At 72.5% G+C, this 16,972-nt stretch carries 19 protein-coding genes; 11 read left to right on the top strand and 8 right to left on the bottom strand.

All coding sequences use genetic code 11. The annotated features are described in order from the left end of the window. The first annotated feature begins 172 nt into the window (after positions 1-172). Together BZB76_RS34260 and BZB76_RS20685 are read left to right on the top strand one after the other, a co-directional pair. Positions 173-397 (top strand): hypothetical protein, encoded by a 225-nt coding sequence (locus BZB76_RS34260; RefSeq protein WP_147449481.1) that lies wholly within the window; start codon positions 173-175, stop codon positions 395-397. Positions 398-777: 380 nt separating this feature from the next. Further along, entirely contained in the window at positions 778-1,737 is a 960-nt protein-coding gene (locus BZB76_RS20685) for a tyrosine-type recombinase/integrase (protein ID WP_246007077.1), read from the top strand. A gap of 6 nt (positions 1,738-1,743) precedes the next feature. On the opposite strand, the gene BZB76_RS20680 is transcribed toward BZB76_RS20685, so the two are convergent. Together BZB76_RS20680 and BZB76_RS20675 are read right to left on the bottom strand one after the other, a co-directional pair. After that, a complete protein-coding gene (locus tag BZB76_RS20680) occupies positions 1,744-2,466 on the bottom strand; it encodes a hypothetical protein (protein WP_121436005.1) in 723 nt (240 codons plus the stop codon). Between the two features lie 507 nt (positions 2,467-2,973). Beyond that, positions 2,974-3,291 carry a putative quinol monooxygenase gene (locus tag BZB76_RS20675; RefSeq protein ID WP_121436004.1) on the bottom strand — a complete coding sequence of 106 codons (318 nt, stop codon included), beginning with the start codon at positions 3,289-3,291 and terminating at the stop codon, positions 2,974-2,976. A 65-nt stretch (positions 3,292-3,356) separates the two neighbouring features. Here BZB76_RS20675 and BZB76_RS20670 point away from each other — a divergent pair, with 65 nt between their 5' ends. From BZB76_RS20670 to BZB76_RS20660, 3 genes are all read left to right on the top strand, one after another. Then, positions 3,357-3,707 (top strand): MerR family transcriptional regulator, encoded by a 351-nt coding sequence (locus BZB76_RS20670; RefSeq protein ID WP_121436003.1) that lies wholly within the window; start codon positions 3,357-3,359, stop codon positions 3,705-3,707. A 192-nt stretch (positions 3,708-3,899) separates the two neighbouring features. Then, a complete protein-coding gene (locus BZB76_RS20665; protein WP_246007076.1) occupies positions 3,900-4,586 on the top strand; it encodes a DedA family protein in 687 nt (228 codons plus the stop codon). A gap of 114 nt (positions 4,587-4,700) precedes the next feature. After that, positions 4,701-5,456, top strand: coding sequence for a phosphatase PAP2 family protein (locus tag BZB76_RS20660; RefSeq protein WP_121436257.1), 756 nt, complete (start codon positions 4,701-4,703; stop codon positions 5,454-5,456). Positions 5,457-5,538: 82 nt separating this feature from the next. Here BZB76_RS20660 and BZB76_RS20655 read toward each other — a convergent pair whose 3' ends face one another. Further along, positions 5,539-6,213, bottom strand: coding sequence for a response regulator (locus BZB76_RS20655; RefSeq protein WP_121436002.1), 675 nt, complete (start codon positions 6,211-6,213; stop codon positions 5,539-5,541). Further along, a complete protein-coding gene (locus BZB76_RS20650) occupies positions 6,210-8,153 on the bottom strand; it encodes a sensor histidine kinase (RefSeq protein ID WP_121436001.1) in 1,944 nt (647 codons plus the stop codon). The genes BZB76_RS20655 and BZB76_RS20650 overlap by 4 nt, the downstream gene beginning before the upstream one ends. A gap of 124 nt (positions 8,154-8,277) precedes the next feature. Between BZB76_RS20650 and BZB76_RS20640 the strand changes: the two genes are divergently transcribed. From BZB76_RS20640 to BZB76_RS20615, 6 genes are all read left to right on the top strand, one after another. Further along, complete coding sequence (locus tag BZB76_RS20640) at positions 8,278-9,747, top strand: sensor histidine kinase (protein ID WP_281273886.1); 1,470 nt, start codon at positions 8,278-8,280, stop codon at positions 9,745-9,747. After that, positions 9,744-10,409 carry a response regulator gene (locus BZB76_RS20635; RefSeq protein ID WP_121436000.1) on the top strand — a complete coding sequence of 222 codons (666 nt, stop codon included), beginning with the start codon at positions 9,744-9,746 and terminating at the stop codon, positions 10,407-10,409. Before BZB76_RS20640 ends, BZB76_RS20635 begins: the two co-directional genes overlap by 4 nt. A 68-nt stretch (positions 10,410-10,477) precedes the next feature. Next, the gene (locus tag BZB76_RS20630; protein ID WP_246007075.1) at positions 10,478-11,173 is read left to right on the top strand and encodes an RNA polymerase sigma factor; all 696 of its coding nucleotides are present in this window, start codon (positions 10,478-10,480) and stop codon (positions 11,171-11,173) included. Then, the gene (locus BZB76_RS20625; protein ID WP_121435999.1) at positions 11,170-11,976 is read left to right on the top strand and encodes a methylated-DNA--[protein]-cysteine S-methyltransferase; all 807 of its coding nucleotides are present in this window, start codon (positions 11,170-11,172) and stop codon (positions 11,974-11,976) included. The genes BZB76_RS20630 and BZB76_RS20625 overlap by 4 nt, the downstream gene beginning before the upstream one ends. A gap of 355 nt (positions 11,977-12,331) precedes the next feature. Beyond that, complete coding sequence (locus BZB76_RS20620; RefSeq protein ID WP_121435998.1) at positions 12,332-13,393, top strand: NAD-dependent epimerase/dehydratase family protein; 1,062 nt, start codon at positions 12,332-12,334, stop codon at positions 13,391-13,393. Between the two features lie 50 nt (positions 13,394-13,443). Beyond that, positions 13,444-13,695: a hypothetical protein gene (locus BZB76_RS20615; protein WP_121435997.1), complete on the top strand. Its 252-nt coding sequence runs from the start codon at positions 13,444-13,446 to the stop codon at positions 13,693-13,695. 46 nt (positions 13,696-13,741) lie between these two features. Here BZB76_RS20615 and BZB76_RS20610 read toward each other — a convergent pair whose 3' ends face one another. The 4 genes from BZB76_RS20610 to BZB76_RS20595 form a co-directional block, all read right to left on the bottom strand. Continuing rightward, positions 13,742-14,368 carry an IMPACT family protein gene (locus tag BZB76_RS20610; protein WP_121435996.1) on the bottom strand — a complete coding sequence of 209 codons (627 nt, stop codon included), beginning with the start codon at positions 14,366-14,368 and terminating at the stop codon, positions 13,742-13,744. Positions 14,369-14,711: 343 nt separating this feature from the next. After that, positions 14,712-15,491 (bottom strand): HAD-IIA family hydrolase, encoded by a 780-nt coding sequence (locus tag BZB76_RS20605; protein ID WP_121435995.1) that lies wholly within the window; start codon positions 15,489-15,491, stop codon positions 14,712-14,714. Between the two features lie 146 nt (positions 15,492-15,637). Continuing rightward, positions 15,638-16,213: a TerD family protein gene (locus tag BZB76_RS20600; protein WP_121435994.1), complete on the bottom strand. Its 576-nt coding sequence runs from the start codon at positions 16,211-16,213 to the stop codon at positions 15,638-15,640. Between the two features lie 156 nt (positions 16,214-16,369). Next, on the bottom strand, positions 16,370-16,843 hold the full coding sequence (locus BZB76_RS20595) for a DoxX family protein (RefSeq protein ID WP_121435993.1): 474 nt from the start codon (positions 16,841-16,843) through the stop codon (positions 16,370-16,372). Positions 16,844-16,972 lie beyond the last annotated feature (129 nt).

The following is a 16,972-nucleotide window of genomic DNA, read 5'->3' as shown; positions in this document are numbered from 1 at the left end:
GGCCGTTAGCGCGGTGTTCCGTTGACGGCCTGATTTCGTCCAGGAGAACTGTTGGTTGGCTTTTGTGAGGGTGTCGAGTTCGGTTCCTAGGGTTGCGGCTACGCGTGCGAACTGTTCTATGGTTTGGAGAACGGTTTTTTGGTATTGGGGGTGTTGAGGAGGCGGCCGATGTGTGGGTGGCGTCGAGCGAGAGCATGCTGGTGCTGGTTCTCTTTGCCAGGTCGGTGACGTATCCGTCGATGTCGTGGCCGCGTTTGTAGAGGTGTTCTCGGACGAGTTCGTAGGCCTGTGCCGCGTGTCTGACCTGCTTGACCAGTGCGGCGCCGCCCATGGTGCGTTCGTGTCGGTCGTCCATGGCTCGTTGGGTGGCGTCGTCGAGGAGTTGCTGTTGCAGTAGGGCGACCTGTTGTTCGGAGGCCTGTGCTTGGCGTTGTGCGGCGTCGACCGCTGTGCGGGCGATTCGGGCTTGCCAAACCGCGATGACGGCGGCGATGACGGCGACTGCTGCGCTGAGTGCTCCGGTCCCCGCGCTGAGGTTCACTCGTTCAGTGTTGTCGCTGTGGTCGGTGTTCGTGGCACTGCTGGGCCTCTCCCCCGGTGGGTGGTGGTGCCCGGTCGCGGGTTGGGGTTCTGTCGGTGGGGGTGGGTAGCGTCCGGCGGGTGCGTCCCTCTGATGTTCAGCGTGTGACCGTTGCCGAGAGTGCCGATCGTTACGCGGAGATGGTGCGTGCGAAGACGTCGACGGGTGCGTTGACTCCGCGGACGGCGGAGGTGTACGTGCGGGATGTGTTGACGTTCGTGGAGTTGGCGGGTGGTGGTCGGGTTCTGGACGATTTGACGGGTCAGGACGTCGATGAGGTGTTGTTGGCGTTCGCGCGTAAGCCTGATGGGCGGCGGCGTGCCGGGGCGGTGGTGCGGCCGGTGGAGGGGCCGGTGCAGAGTGCGGCGTCGCAGGCGCGGTTTCGGAGGTCGGTGTCGGCGTTCTTCAAGTACGCGGTGGTGGCGGGTTGGGTGCAGTTGGATCCGATGCGGGCGGTGACGGTGCGGTCGGTGCAGCGGGGTGGGTTGCGGGCGGAGCGGCGGGCGTTGACGGTGGAGCAGGCGGAGGGGTTGTTGGGTGCGGCGCGGGGTTTGGCGGAGGTGGGTGTCGAGGGTGGGGTGGCGGAGGGTGGGGGTCGTCGGCGTGTGGATCAGCGGACGGAGTTGCGGGACGGTCTGATCGTGTTGTTGTTGGCGGCGGTGGGGCCGCGGGTGTCGGAGTTGACGGCGGCGAACGTGGAGGACTTCTTCGTCAATGGGGGGACGCGGTATTGGCGGATCTTCGGTAAGGGGGGTCGGACGCGGGATGTGCCGTTGCCGGGTCCGGTGGTGGAGGTGTTGGACGCGTATGTGGCGGGGGGTCGGGGTGGGTTGGATCGGGGTGTGGAGCCGAAGGCGTTGTTGTTGTCGTGGCGGGGGCGCCGGTTGGCGCGGGGGGATGTGCAGGCGGTGATCGATCGGGTGTTGGCGCGGGTGGAGCCGGGGCGGCGGCGGAGTGTGACGCCGCATGGGTTGCGGCATACGACGGCGACGCATTTGTTGGCGGCGGCGACGGACATGGATGCGGTGCGGCGGGTGTTGGGGCATGCGGATCTGGCGACGTTGGGGCGTTACCGGGACGAGTTGCCGGGTGAGTTGGAGGCGGCGATGCGGGTTCATCCGCTGTTGGGGCCGGTGGAGGGCCGCCGGGGTGGTTGAGGGGGGTCAGACCCAGCCGAGTTCGGTGGGTTGGGGGAAGCCGTGGTGCCAGATGCCGTAGCCGGTGAGCATGACGATGGCGGGGGCGAAGGCGGGGATGAGGACGCGGCCGAGGTGGTGGCGGGTGTGCAGGCCCCAGGTGGTGAAGGCGATGGCGATGGTGAGGCCCATGACGGCGGTTCCGCCTTCGAGTGAGTTGCTGGTCCAGGTGAAGGCGACGCCGAGGGCCGGGAGGAGGGTGAGGTGGGTGGGTGGGGCGGGCCGGTGGGCGAGTGCGGCGGCGAGGGCGGCGATGACGAGGGCGGTTCCGGCGTACCAGAGGTAGTGGCCGGTGACCTCGTCCCAGAGGTGGGCGACGTCGCCGGGGGCGTCGTTGCCGACGGAGTTGGCGGCGAGGTGGATGCCGTGGCCTTCGATGTAGGTGAAGGCGCCGGTGAGGTAGAGGGCCCAGGTGCGGCGTCCGGCGTGTGCGGTGTGGAGTGTGGCGGCGGCGGTGAGCAGGACGGTGTAGGGGGTGAGGATGTCGATCCAGTCGGCCCATCGGGTGCGGCCGACGGTGCCGAGTCCGGCGAGGCCGAAGCCGATGTGGTGGGTGAGCGTGTAGAGGAGGGCGCAGGCGGTGAGCCAGCGCACGGGGTGTCCTTGGCGGAGCGGCGTGTCCGTGGCCGGTGGTGTGGTGGTGGGGCCGTCCGGGGGCGTGTCGGGTTGGGTGGACGGCGTGGACGTCATGGGCGCTCCCGTGTTGTGGCGAGTGTCCATCATGGCGTGTGGGGGTTTGGGCGAGTGCGTGGATGGCGCGCGGGTGTCGTAGGCTCCGCCGGCGACGTGGGTTCTTGGGCTTCGAGCGGGTGGGGGCGTCGCCTCCGGTGGTGGGCGGCGCATCGCGTGCGAAGCGTCATGTGGGGGTTCAGCCGTCGCACCATCGATCTCGTTGTGGCCGACCTGCGCCTGCGGTTCGACTGCGGTGTGAGTCGGCGGCTTGTAGGCCTTGTCCTCGGTTGGTTGCTCTTGACGAGGGTGCGGGGGGTCTGTTGTTGCGGTCGGGGCGGCGTGCCGGGGGCGGTGGTGGTGCGGGGAAAGGCAGCCTGGGGGTGGCGCGGTGGGTGTGGCAAATCGTCTGGGTTCGGTGCCGCCGGTGGGGTGGGCAGGGGTGTGGGGGTTGGGGTTCGGGGGTTGGTTACGGCCACCGCGGCGGGTGGTCGCGGTGGCCGGGGTTGGTGGGTGGACGGTCGTTGTTCACTTGGGGTAGGGGCTCTTCATCGTCCCGGAGTAGGCCTCCGGCTGGCCGTCGACGTGGTCGGGCAGGGCCTTGAGGAATGCCTTCACCACCTCCGTGGCGTGGTGGCGGTTCAGGGCCTCCTGGGAACGCCACACCTCGTACAGGAAGAAGCGTCCGTCTTCTTGTTCGTGCAGGTGGTATTCCAGGTTGCCTTCGTGGGTGCGGGAGGGTTCGACGAGGTCGAGGAGCAGCGTGCGTAGGTCGTCTGTGTGGCCGGGCTTGGGGGTGAGGAATCCGTAGAGCGATACCGGTGCTTGTACTGCCGTAGTGGTCATGTGGCTGAGGTTAGGACGTGACATAGGTGTCAGCTTCAACTGCTTTGCCCGGTGTCGTGGCTCACATGAAGATCGGTGAGTTGTCTCGGGAGACGGGCGTGGCCGTTCGGCTGCTGCGTTATTACGAGTCGCAGGGGTTGCTTGCGTCTGAGCGCACGGAGGGTGGTCATCGTGTCTACGCGTCGGATGCTCCGGTCGCCGTCGCTCGTATCCGTCGTTTGTTGGCCGCGGGTTTTCCGACGCGGACGATCCGTGAGCTGATGCCCTGCTTTGAGGGTGATGAGCTGCAGCCGTGCGTGCGGGGTCATCTGACCGATCACCTGGCCGATCTGGAGGCCCGTATAGCCGATCTGACGAAGGCTCGTGCGAGTGTGGCGGGGCTCATCGCGTCCGCGTCGCCGCTCGTCGCCCGGTGAGCGTTCGAGGGTTGTGGAGTAGACGTTGAGTAGATGTTGAGGCGTGGGGTGGGCGGCCCGGGTGCCGTGGGGGTGACGGGTCGCTCCCCCGTGTGGAGGGCGGGGGTGGGGAGGGAACCTGTCGGAAGTTAGGGGGTGGTGCTGTCCTTCCGGCGGATTCGCTGGTGGGTGGTCGTTCCTTAGCCTCGGTGCATGGACGAGGTGATGGGTTTGTTGGACACGGCGGTGACGTCGCCGTGGTTCTATCTGGCGCTGTTCGTGGTGGCGGCGTTGGACGGGTTCTTTCCGGTGGTGCCGAGCGAGAGCATGGTGATCACGGGGGGTGTGTACGCGGCGTCGGGGCAGCCGGAGTTGGTGTTGGTGGTGGTGTTGGCGGCGGTGGGGGCGTTCACCGGTGATCATGTGTCGTATCTGATCGGGCGTGGGTCGCGGGGGCGGGTGGCGCGGGGGTTGAGTCCGGGGTCGCGGCGGGCGGCGGCGTTCGCGTGGGCGGAGGGGCAGATGGCGGAGCGGGGCGGGTTGATCCTGGTGGTGGCGCGGTATGTGCCGGGTGGGCGGACGGCGGTGACGTTGACGATGGGCGCGGTGGGGTTCCGGTTGCGGTCGTTCTCGATGTTCGCGGCGGTGGCGGCGGTGTCGTGGGCGGTGTACGGGGGGTTGTTGGGGTATGTGGGTGGGAGGGCGTTCGAGGACGATCCGTTGAAGGGCGTGGCGGTCGGGATCGGGTTGGCGTTGTCGGTGACGGTGGTCGTGGAGGGTGCGCGGTTCCTGCGGCGGCGCCGTCGTGGGGTGTCGCGTCCGGTTGGGAACCCGGAGGGCGGTTCGGAGGGTGAGGGGGCGGGGAAGGCCGCCGAACGGGTGGCGTCGGCGTCGGAGTAGTGATCGGCGGGGCGGGCGGACGTGACGTGCGGGTGGCCCTAGGGTGAACTTCAGCGGTCTTCGCGGTGTCTCACGGATGTCGGGCGGGGGCCGCTTGAATTCGTGAGGGAGAGCATGGAAGCGCCGGATTTCAGCGCGGATCTGTACCGGGACATCACGGAGTTCGCCGAGGGGACGCCGTCGTGGGTGCATTCGGCGGCGGAGGTGGGGACCGACGCGGGGTTGTTGCTGTTCGCCGTGTTGTTCGTGGCGGGTTGGTGGCGGGCGCGGGTGCGGGACGCGCGGGCGATGGGGTTGGCGTTGGCGGCGCCGTTCGCGGTGGTGGCGGCGTATCTGGTGAGTGAGGTGTCCAAGACTTTCCTGGAGGAGGAGCGGCCGTGTCGCGCGGTGTCGGGGGCGGTGCACATCGCGGCGTGTCCGGCGCCGGGCGACTGGTCGTTTCCGAGTAATCACGCGACGATCGCGGCGGCGTCCGCGGCGGTGATCGTGGTGGCGTGGCGGGCGTTGGCGCCGGTGGTGTTGCCGCTGGCGGCGCTGATGGCGTTCTCGCGGGTGTTCGTGGGCGTGCACTATCCGCATGATGTGGCGGCGGGGTTCCTGGTCGGGGTGGTGGTGGCTCCGGTGGTGGTGCTGGTGGCCGCGATGGTGGCGGGCCGGTTGGTGGACGCGGTCCGCGGTGTCGGGGTGGGCGCGGCGCTGTTGGGCATGGGCCAGGTTCCGCCGAGCACAGGCACGGCCGCGGCCGGGGGTTCGGTGGGGGCGTCGGTGACGATCCCCGATCTGGCGTTGCCCGATGTGGCGGGGCAGTCGGAGGTGACGGTGCCGGACGTGATGGGCGGCGTGACCCGCCGGCAGGAGCCGCTCTCCTGATCCGCGCCCGCACGGGCCCGTGCCGGGTCCGTGCGGGGTCCGTGCGGGGTCCGTGCGGGGTCCGTGCGGGGTCCGTGCGGGGTCAGGTGGGTTCGTCGATCCCGTCGACGAGTCCGGCCTCGTAGGCGATGACGGCGGCCTGGACGCGGTTGCGGACGTCCAGGCGGGTGAGGATCGCGCTGACGTAGGCCTTGACGGTTCCTTCGACGAGGTGGAGACGCGCGGCGATCTCGGCGTTGGACAGGCCCGCGCCCAGCAGTGCGAGGACGTCGCGTTCGCGGGGGGTGAGGCCGGCGGTGCGGCGGCGGGCGCGTTCGCGGGCGACGCCGGTGAGGTGGCCGCCGCCGAGTTCGGTGATGACGCGGTGGGCGACCTTCGGGGACAGGTAGGCCGCGCCGTCGGCGACGGCGCGGACTCCGGCGATGAGTTCGTGGGGGTCGCCGGACTTGAGGAGGAAGCCGCTGGCGCCGCCGGCCAGGGCGCGGGCGATGTACTCGTCCTCCCCGAACGTGGTGAGCATGATGACGGCGGTGGCGGGGGCGACGCGGCGTAGTTCGGCGGCGGCGGCGAGGCCGTCGAGTCGGGGCATGCGGATGTCGAGGAGGGCGACCTGGGGGCGGTGCCGGAGGGTGAGCTCGATGGCCTCGTGCCCGTCGGCGGCCTCGGCGACCACGTCGATGCCGGGGTCGGCGGCCAGGATCGCGCGTACTCCGGCGCGGATCATGGTCTCGTCGTCGGCGAGCAGTGCCCGGATCACTCGTCGTCCTTCCGGTCGGAGTCGTCCACGGTGCTGCCGTGGACGGGTTGGCGTGCGTTGAGTTGTGCGGTGTCGTAGGAATTCTTGCTGGTCAGTCGACCGTCGGTGAAGCACAGCCGGTAGTAGTGGTTGATGCCGAGGAGGTTGGCGTCGGGCCGGTAGTAGCGGCAGACGGCGCCGGCGGGTTCGGGGACGCGCTCGCGGAGTTCGCGGGTGCCCATGGCCTGCATGGGCGGCAGGGTGGTCTGGACGGTGGCCTGGGCGGTGCCGAGGCGCAGCGCGGCGTAGTCGGCGGGCGGCAGGACGGAGTTGAGGGTGACGTAGATGTAGTAGCCGACCATGATGGCGCCGATGACGGACATGAGTCCGGTGGGGACGGCGATGGCGGTGATCAGGCCACGGCGGACGCGGCGGCGTTCGTCGGCGAGGTGGCGGGCCGATTCGGACGCCCACTCCCCCGCCGCCGGTCCGGTCGCGGGCCCACTCGCGGGCACAGTCGCGGACCCAGGCGAGGTCCCGCTGGTGGGGGCGGTGGTGGGCGGGACGGTGGGCAGGTGGGCGGTGACCGTGAAGCCGCCCGCGGGGGTGGGACCGGCGTGCAGGGCGCCGCCGAGAAGGCGGACCCGTTCGGTGAGGCCGGTGAGGCCGTGCCCGCCGGACGGCAGCAGCGGCCGCCCGCCCGGTGGCGGGTCGTTGGTGACCGTGACCACGACCGTCCCACCTCCGACCGTCCCCCCACCGCCACGGCCACCGCCACGGCCACGGCCATCGCCGTCGGGGTCGTGTTCGCGGTGGGTGAGGTGCACGGTGACGGCGGCGCCGGGGGCGTGTTTGGCGGCGTTGGTGACGGCCTCCTGCACGACGCGGTGGGCGGCGATCGCGACCATCGGCGGCAGGTCGGCGGGCGGGGCGTGGGAATCGGGGTCGGTGACCAGGCGGACGGGGACGCCGGACGCGTGGGCGCGTTCGACGAGGTCGGGGATGCTTTCGCGGAACGGCCGCACCGGCGCGGCCGGGTCCGTGGAACCGGCCGGGGTGGTGTCGTCGCGGAGGACTCCGATGATCTCCCGGAGCTGTTCGGTGGCCTCGGCGGCGCCCGCGCGGAGCTGCGCGGCGGCGTCGCGGTAGGGGGCGTCGAGGCCGGGGGCGACCTGGAGGGCTCCGGCGCGGACGGCGATCAGGGCGAGTTCGTGGCCGAGGGAGTCGTGCATGTCCTGGGCGATGCGGGCGCGTTCGCGGAGCCGTTCGCGTTCGGCGGTGATGCGCTGTTCGTGTTCGAGGCGTTCGGCGCGTTCCCAGCCGGCGCGCAGGAGCTCCTGGTACTGGCGCCAGTAGCGGCCCACGAGCCAGGGCATGACGCCGAGCAGCACCAGCCAGATGGTGAAGGGGAACCAGGCGGTGACGTCCAGGCCACGGATCGTCGCCAGGGCGGCGCCGCCGACCAGGACGGTGGTGAACGTCCACAGCGGCGGCTGCGCGCGGGGGGTGCGCCGTCCCGTCAGGTAGGACAGGACGGGCATGGCGAACAGGAAGTTGCCGTGGACGGCGGTCAGCGAGACGGCGGTGAGCAGCGCGGCCGTGGGCCAGGCGCGGCACACGGCGATGGCGGCGGCGAGGGCGACGAGCCCGGCGGCCTGGGGCGCCCAGCTCGACGGGGCGGGGTCGGTGGGCGGCAGGAGCCCGGCGGCGACGGGGAACGCCACGACCACGTACAGCACGAGGTCCTTGACCAGCGCGGACCGTGTCGACCGGTGAACGGCACGGCGCATCGCGCGCGACGCGTCCCGCAGCCTGGCGGGCAGCGCGGTACGCGCGCCGGGGCCGTCGGCCCCGGCGGATCGGCCCACCTCGGCGCGGCCGTCGGGACGGGCCGGGTCGTCGATCGGGTCAGGGGCGCAGGCGTTGGCGAGGTCGTGGACGGTGGTCGCCGGGTCCTTCACGCGCTCCACGCTACAAGCCGGTGAACTGCGAGGTTACTGACGAAAGTCAAGGGCGCCGCGGGGACGGGCGCGACCCTGGACGGGTGCGGCGCGGAATGGGACGGGCGTGAACTACGGTTGGCGCGTGACCGTGACTCCCCCGACCCCACCGGCTCCCCCGGGTCCCCCGGCTCGGGAGCGGCGCGTCCTTCCGCGTGCGCTCCGGGCCGTGCGTGCGGCGGCGCGTCCGGCGCGGTCGCCGGGGTGGGGCCAGGCCGCCGACACCGCTTTCGCGGTGGTGGCGTGCGTGTTCACGCTGGTGATGAGCGCACAGGCCGAACGGCCCGAGGATCGGGCGCTGTGGCCGGGCGGGGTCGCGGTGATCGTGGTGGCGACGCTGGCGCTGGCGGTGCGGCGCCGGTATCCGGTGCCGGTCCTGGTGGTGGGGGTGGCGGCGCCGCCGCTGTACTACCCGCTGGGGTATCCGGACGGGCCGATCGCGCTGGTGCTGTGGGTGGCGTTGTTCACCGCGGCCGTGGAGTGCGGGCTGGCGGTGTCCCTCGGCGCGGTGATCGTCGCCAACGCCGGGTTCCTGCTGGCGGCATGGGTGGGCGGTGACGGTGACGGCGGCGGCGACCCGGAAGCGGTCGTGGACGCCCGGAGCGTGGCGACGCTGTCGCTGGCGCTGCTGCTGGCGGTGGCGCTCGGGCAGTACGTGCGCAGCCGCCATCTGCAGGCCGAGGCGGCCGAGCGGCGCGCCGCGGAGGCCGAGCGGAGCCGGGAGGAGGAGGCACGGCGCCGCGCGATCGCCGAGCGGCTGCGGATCGCGCGGGAGCTGCACGACGTGCTGGCCCACCAGATCTCGCTGATCAACGTGCAGGCGGGGGCGGCGCTGCACCGCCGGGACGATCCGGGCCGCGCCTACGAGGCGTTGGAGGCGATCAAGGCGGCGTCCAAGGACACGTTGCGGGAACTGCGCGGGGTGCTCGGTGTGCTGCGGCAGGTCGACGACGCCGCCGGGGACGGCCAGGACGGTGCCGGTCAAGCTTGGGCCGGTCAGGACGGTGCAGGTCAGGACGGTGCGGGGCCGGTCGCGCCGCAGCCGTCGCTGGCGCGGGTGGACGAACTGCTGGCGCAGACCGCCGCGGCGGGCCTGACCGTGCGCCGCGCCGGAGACCTCGCCGCACCCCCCACCGAACCGTCCCCCGACAATGAGGCGGAGGGCGCCCCCGGGCCCGGCACGGCAACGGCGGCGTTGGCGGACGTGCCCGCGCCGGTGGGACTCGCCGGATACCGGATCGTGCAGGAGGCGCTGACCAACGCCGTGCGGCATTCGGGTGCCGCGACGGTGACGGTGGAGGTGCGGCGGCGGCCGGACGCGGTGATCGTGCAGGTCGACGACGACGGCCCCGGACCCGACGCGCCCACCGCCGCGGGGGCCGGGTTCACCGGTGGGACGGACGGGAACGGGCTGCGCGGCATGCGTGAGCGCGCCGCGTCCGTCGGCGGGCGGCTGACGGCGGGGCCGGGCCCGGCGGGCGGGTTCCGGGTATGGGCGTGGCTGCCGTTGGGCGGTCTGGACGAGGAGCGGGAGCCGATGGAGGAAGACGCGTGATCCGAGTGTCGCTGGCCGACGACCAGACGTTGGTGCGGGCGGGGTTCCGGTCGATCCTGGAGGGCGAGGACGACATCGAGATCGTCGCCGAGGCCGGAGACGGGGAACAGGCGGTGCGGCAGGCGACCGAACTGCTGCCCGACGTGGTGCTGATGGACATCCGCATGCCCGTGCTGGACGGGCTGGAGGCCACCCGCCGCATCATGGGCGACCCGCGGCTCGGCGCCGTCCGAGTCGTGATCTTGACGACGTTCGACCTGGACGACTACGTGTACGGGGCGATCAAGGCGGGGGCCAGCGGGTTCCTGGTGAAGGACACCGAGCCGCCCGAACTGATCCACGGGGTGCGGGTGGTGGCGCGCGGCGACGCGCTGCTGGCGCCGACGGTGACGCGGCGGCTCATCGCCGACTTCGCGTCGCGGATCACGGCGCCGCCGCCGACCGCGGAGCTGAACGTGCTCACCGACCGGGAGCGGGAGGTGCTGGAGCTGGTCGCGGCGGGCCTGTCCAACGAGGAGATCGCCGGGCGGCTGGTGCTGTCGCCCGCCACCGCCAAGACCCACGTCAGCCGGATCCTCGCCAAGCTCGGGGCGCGGGACCGGGCGCAGCTGGTGGTGTTGGCCTACGAGACGGGCATGATCCGTCCCGGATGGCTCGGCTGACCCGCCCGAACCCGCCCGCCCGGGTGCCGGGGCCGCAACCCGGCCGGTGGCGGCGGTGTTGAACGGATGTGACGGTTACGGACGAAGCTCTCGACCACGCCCCGCCCGGAGCCGACCGGGGCACCGACCCCGCCGGCGCCCGGGTCGCCGCGGCGTTGGCGCGTGACCTGGACATCGGGTTCGAGGCCCTGTACGAGGCGTACCGGGGCGCGGTGTTCTCCACGGCGCTGCGGCTGTGCGGGCGGTGGGCCGAGGCCGAGGACCTGTCCGCCGAGGCGTTCCTGCGCGCCTACCGGGCGTTGTGCGGGTACGGGCCGGAGCGGATCGCGGGGCTGCGGCCCAGGGCGTGGCTGCTGACGATCCTGACGAACGTGTGGCGCAACAGCCTGCGGACGGCGGCGCGGCGCCCACCGCCCGGCGGCCCGTTGGAGGACGCCCCGGACCCGCCGGACCAGGGTGAGGGCGTGGAGGACACCGCCGCCCGCCACGAGACGGGCCGGGAACTGGCCGGGCTGCTCGCCGAACTCCCCCACGCCCAGCGCGCCGCGGTGGTGCTCCGCCACGTCACCGACCTGCCCGTCGCGGAGATCGCCGTGGTGCTGGGCCTGCCGGAGGGCACCGTCAAGTCGCACATCTCCCGGGGCCTGGCACGACTACGGGCCCTCCGCACTGAACAGACCACACCACCCGACCCACATCCCGAAACCGAACCGGATTCTGATTCAGGTTCGGGGCGTTTCGACCAGCGAGGGGGTAACCGATGAACCACACCGATCCCACCCACGGGACACCCGACCCCCGACCCACCGGCGAACTGGCGGGTGAGCTGGCCGGTGAGCTGGCAGGGTTGGCCGCCGACGCTCCCCCGTCCCTGCTGGACCGCATCGCGGCGCGCCGCGTCCACGTCGCCGGACCGCTGGAGGGGCTGCAGGTCGCGTTCACCGACCACGGTGTCGCCTACCTGCGCGCCGGGATGGACGACGAGGAGTTCGTCGCGTCGTTCCGGGCCCGGTTCGCGCGTCCGCTGCTGCCCGCGTCCCGTCCGCCCGCCGGGCTGGTGCCGGCGCTGCGCGGCGGGCGGCTCGGCGGGCTGCGGCTGGACCTGCGCGGCCTCAGCGACTTCGAGGCCGCCGTGCTGCGCGCCGCGGCGCGGATCCCGCGCGGGCAGACCCGCCCGTACGCGTGGGTGGCGCGGGCGGCGGGACGGCCGCGGGCGGTCCGCGCGGTGGGGTCGGCGCTGGGCCGCAACCCCGTCCCGCTGCTGATCCCGTGCCACCGAGTCACCCGCTCCGACGGGACGCTCGGCGACTACGTGTTCGGCGCGGCCGCCAAGGAACGGCTGCTGCGCGCCGAGGACGTCGACGTCGAGGAGATCACCGAGTTGGCGCGGCAGGGGGTGCGGCTGGTGGGCAGCGACACCACCGGCGTCGTCTGCTACCCGACGTGCGCGGACGCGCGGCGGATCACCCCCGGGCACCGGCACGGCTTCCGCGACCTGACCGCCGCGCTCGCCGCCGGCTACCGGCCCTGCCTGCACTGCCACCCCGGCGACACCACCCCCGCCTGACGCCCACGACCGACCTCATCCGACACCCACGGGCCGCCAGCGCCCGACCCGTGCCGCCGACGCCGATCACACCGACCTCAGAACCGGACCTCGGGGCGCCGCGCCGAGGTGCCCGGCCTCAAGCCCGCAGCTCGGTGACCGGCCGCTGAGCGGTGCTCCCCGGGGCGCGGCGCCGAATCGGCTGGGGCGGTGGATCGGGCCCGGCGCCCGGCCGCCCGTCGTTCTGGGGCGCCGGCGCCCCGGGGCGGGGTCTGGCCGTCGCGGCTGTTCGGGTGGTCGGGGTGGGGTGGGTATATATCGGCGTGTGGGGGGAATGGGGCGGTCCCGTGGGTGGTCCGACGAAGGGGAGGGTGAGATGCGCGTCGTCGTCACCGGCGCCACCGGGAACATCGGCACCAACACGGTCCGCGCGCTCGCCGCGGACCCGGCGGTGACCGCGATCACCGGGCTGGCGCGCCGCCGACCCGACCGCCGCACCGCCCCGGGCGGTGACGCGGTCGAGTGGGTCGAGGCGGACGTCACCGACAGCGACCTGGTCCCGGTGATGCGGGGCGCGGACGTCGTGGTGCACCTGGCGTGGCTGTTCCAGCCCACGCACCGTCCGGCGGTGACCTGGGACGCCAACGTCGTCGGCAGCGCCCGCGTGTTCGACGCCGCCGCGCGGGCGGGCGTGTCCGCGCTGGTGTACTCCTCGTCGATCGGCGCGTACTCGCCGGGCCCCAAGGACCGGCCGGTCGACGAGTCGTGGCCCACGCACGGGTGGCCCGGCGCCGCCTACAGCCGTGAGAAGGCCTATGTCGAACGGCTCCTGGACGCCTTCGAGTCCAGCAACCCGACGTGCCGGGTCGTGCGGATCCGCCCGGGGTTCATCTTCGAGCGGCAGTCCGCGTCGCAGCAGCGGCGCCTGTTCGCCGGGCCGCTGTTGCCGGGCCGTCTCGTCCGCCCCGGGGTGATCCCCGTGGTGCCGGACATGCCGGGCCTGCGGCTGCAGGCGTTGCATTCGGCGGACGCGGGTGAGGCGTTCCGGCTCGCCGTCACCGGTGCGGCCCGCGGCGCGTTCAACATCGCCGCCGAACCGGTGCTGGACGCCGCCGAGCTCGCCGACATCCTCGGCGCGCGCACCGTCCGTGTCCCGGTGCGGGGGGCGCGCGCCGCGCTGGCCGCCGCGTGGACGTTGCATCTGGTTCCCGCGTCCCCCGGCCTGTTCGACCTGGTCCTGCAGGTCCCGTTGATGGACACCGCCCGGGCCCGTGACGTGCTCGGCTGGGCGCCGCGGCACACCGCCCGGGACGCGATCACCGAGTTTCTGGAGGGGCTGCGGACCGGAGCCGGGCGCGGCACCCCGCCGCTGGCGCCCGGAGCCGGTGGGCCGGGCCGGGTCGGCGAGGTCGCCTCCGGTGTCGGCCGCCGTCCCTGACCACCCCCGCCACCGGCGTCCCCGGTGCGGACAACCCTGGAGGTCACCCCATGCCGACGATCACCGCCGAGCATCTGCACGCCCTGTTGGGCTCGGCCCACCGCGACGCCGCGCTCGTCGTCGTCGAGGGCCGCGCCACCGTCGTCCCCGTCGATCCGGGTCGCGGTGACGGCCCCGAGGACGCGCTGGTCATCACGACCCGTGACGCGGTGATCGCCGAACTCGACACCGGCGCCAACGAGGAACAGTTGGAGAACCTCGCGCAGCGCCTGGACGTCGCGTTGGAGAACCTCGGCGGCTGACCGGCGCACCCGGCACCCCGCGTCCGACCGTCCACGGCCGTTCCGCTCAGGGGGTGGTGGGGACCTCGATGTGGCCGTGGGCGCCGCGCCGCAGCGTCACCCGTCCCGCGGTGATCCGTTCCGCCCAGGCCTCGAACTCCTCCAGGTCGTCGGCCGGGACCGCGACGTCGGCCTGCACGTCGCGGCCGTAGCGGACGTCGCCGGGCCGCACTCCCCGCGCGTGCAGGTCGCCGAGGAACCGTCCCGCCAGCGCGTGCTCCACGCCCACCGTGACCGTCACCACCGGGAGCAGGTCCACCACCCCCACCGCGTCGACGGTGTCGGCGACGGCCTGCCCGTAGGCGCGGACCAGGCCGCCCGCGCCGAGCTTCACCCCGCCGAAGTAGCGGGTGACGACCGCGACCGTGCCGGTCAGACCGCGCCGCACCAGCACCTGCAACATCGGGATCCCGGCCGTGCCCGCGGGCTCACCGTCGTCGTTGCTGCGGGTGATCTCGCCGTGTTCACCGACGACGTAGGCGGTGCAGTTGTGGGTGGCGTCGTGGTGCGCCCGCCGGTGCCGGGCCAGGAACTCGGTCGCCTCGTCCTCGTCGGCGGCGCGGGCGAGGGTGCACACGAACCGGGACCGCCGGACCTCCAGCTCCCGGGTACCCGCCTGTCTGATCGTGCGCATGGCCGCCCCGAGTGTAGGGCGTGGTGCCCGTTCGAGCGCACCGCGGGGCCCGTCCCCGACGGGATCGCGATGAAGGTGGCCCCGGCGCCGCCGCTCACATGGCGGGCGCGCAGGGTCCTCTGCGCGCCCGTCGCGGTGGTCCGTCGTCGGCGCCGTGACCTCGTCGGCGCCGTGACCTGGTCGGCGTCCTGCGCGAGCCCGGTCGCCTCCGCGCCGTACCGGACGTCGACGAGATCGCCGTACTCCTCGGCGCGGGCGCGCGGCTCGGTCTTCGAGGCTCACCGCCGCGTGCGCGCCGGCAAGGCCCGGGCTTCTTGGACGAGGGCGACATCGCCCGGATGCTTTACACCAGGTCGATGAGGTCGGCGATGGACGCGACGACGCGGTGCGGCCGGAACGGGAACCGGGCGATCTCGTCCTTGCCGGTCACGCCCGTCAGCACCAGGATCGTTTCCAGCCCGGCCTCGACACCGGCGACGATGTCGGTGTCCATCCGGTCGCCGACCATCGCGGTGCGTTCGCTGTGCCCGCCGACCACGTTCAGCGCGGTCCGCATCATCAACGGGTTCGGTTTCCCGACGAAGTAGGGTTCCACCCCCGTCGCCCGGGTGATCATCGCGGCGACGGCGCCGCACGCCGGCAGGGATCCCTCCGGGGACGGGCCGATCGGGTCGGGGTTGGTCGCGACGAACCGCGCGCCGCCCTCGATCAGCCGGATCGCCCGGGTGATCTGGGAGAAGCTGTAGGTGCGGGTCTCGCCGAGGACGACGTAGTCGGGGTCGATGTCGCTCAGCACGAACCCCGACTCGTGCAGCGCGGTCGTCAGGCCCGCCTCACCGATCACGTACGCCGACCCCTCGGGCCGCTGGTCCGCAAGAAATCGAGCCGTGGCGAGAGCCGACGTCCAAATCGATTCGGCGGGGACGCGGAGCCCGGCGGCCGCCAGCCGCGCCGACAGGTCCCGGCGCGTGTAGATCGAGTTGTTGGTCAGGACGAGGAACGGTTTGTCGGACGCCGACAGCCGGCCGATGAACTCCTCGGCGCCGGGGACGGGACGTCCCTCGTGCACCAGCACCCCGTCCATGTCCGACAGCCAGTAGTCGATGGGCCCACGCTCGCTCATGCCCCCAGTGTCGCAGGCGGAGATCGCCGCCCGGACGGTCCCCGGGCCCGGTGGCCGCGTGACCTCCGGCACGTGAAAGCGGGGCGTCCCCGAGGATGGCCCTCGGGGACGCCCCGCCACGGCGCGTCACGCGCCCACGGTCACGCTCAGACGTTGACGCCGAAGTCGGACGCGATGCCGGACAGGCCGGAGGCGTACCCCTGGCCCACGGCGCGGAACTTCCACTCCGCGCCGTTGCGGTACAGCTCGCCGAACACCATTGCGGTCTCGGTCGAGGCGTCCTCCGACAGGTCGTAGCGCGCGATCTCGCTGTTGTCGGCCTGGTTCACCACGCGGATGAAGGCGTTGCGCACCTGGCCGAAGTTCTGCTGGCGGCCGTCGGCGTCGTAGATCGACACCGGGAACACGATCTTGGAGACCTCGGCCGGGACGGTGGCCAGGTTCACCTTGATCTGCTCGTCGTCGCCCTCGCCCTCACCGGTGAGGTTGTCGCCGGTGTGCTCCACCGAGCCGTCGGGGCTCTTGAGGTTGTTGAAGAACACGAAGTGCTGGTCCGACAAGACCTTGTTCTCCGTCGAGCACAGCAGCGCGCTCGCGTCCAGGTCGAAGTCGGTCCCGGTCGTGGTCCGCACATCCCAGCCCAGACCGACCACGACGGCGGTCAGTCCTGGAGCCTCCTTGGTCAGCGAGACGTTGCCGCCCTTGCTCAGACTGACTCCCACTGTGTCTACCTCCGTATCGGCCCGTGCGGGCTCGTTGTCACCCGCCCGTGTTCGTCTGTCTAACGAGAACGGTAGCCATCTTGCGCTGGTTCCCCCGCCTCCTTGGCAAAGTCCACAGCGTGGCGTGCGGTTTTTCTTCCGGACGGGCGGCGCCGGTCAGTGTCGGCGGGCCGATCCCCGGGGGCGCGTCACCGCGTCCAGCACCCGGCGGGACTCGGCGCGGCGGTCCCAGGCGACCGCGGCGAACACGACGGCGAACGCGGCGGGCAGCAGGCTCCACAGCGGCTCCAGCACCAGCAGCTGGGTGAGGACGGCGCCGCCCATCAGCCCGATCAGCCCGGTCGCCGCGAGTCCCGCCAGGCGCGGGACGACCAGGCCGATCGCCCCCGCGGCCTCGACGGTCCCGGTCACGTACCGCAGCCACTGGCCCCAGCCGATCTCGGTGAAGGTCGTGACGGCGTCGGACTGCCCGGCGAACTTCGGCAGCGCGGAGGCGAAGAACAGGAACGCCGCCAGCAGGATCTGCGCGGCCCACAGCACCTTCCGGAGCGGGCGGCGACCACCCTCCACAGCGAAGGCGGGGGCAGGGCCGGTGGCGGGAGTGGTGGCGGGGGTCTGGGTGGCGGTCATGACGGGGGTCCTTCCGTGCGGGTCTCATCGGCCTTTCACTGACGCGTCGCGCACGGCCCCACCGTTTCGACATGCCACCGGATTCTTCTTCAAGATTTTTCTTGGGAGGTGTCGGCGCAGGTGAGAAGC

Source organism: Actinomadura pelletieri DSM 43383, from assembly GCF_003634705.1.
Taxonomy (GTDB): domain Bacteria; phylum Actinomycetota; class Actinomycetes; order Streptosporangiales; family Streptosporangiaceae; genus Spirillospora; species Spirillospora pelletieri.
Note: the sequence above shows the minus strand (reverse complement) of the source record. Positions and strands in the feature narration are given on the sequence as shown.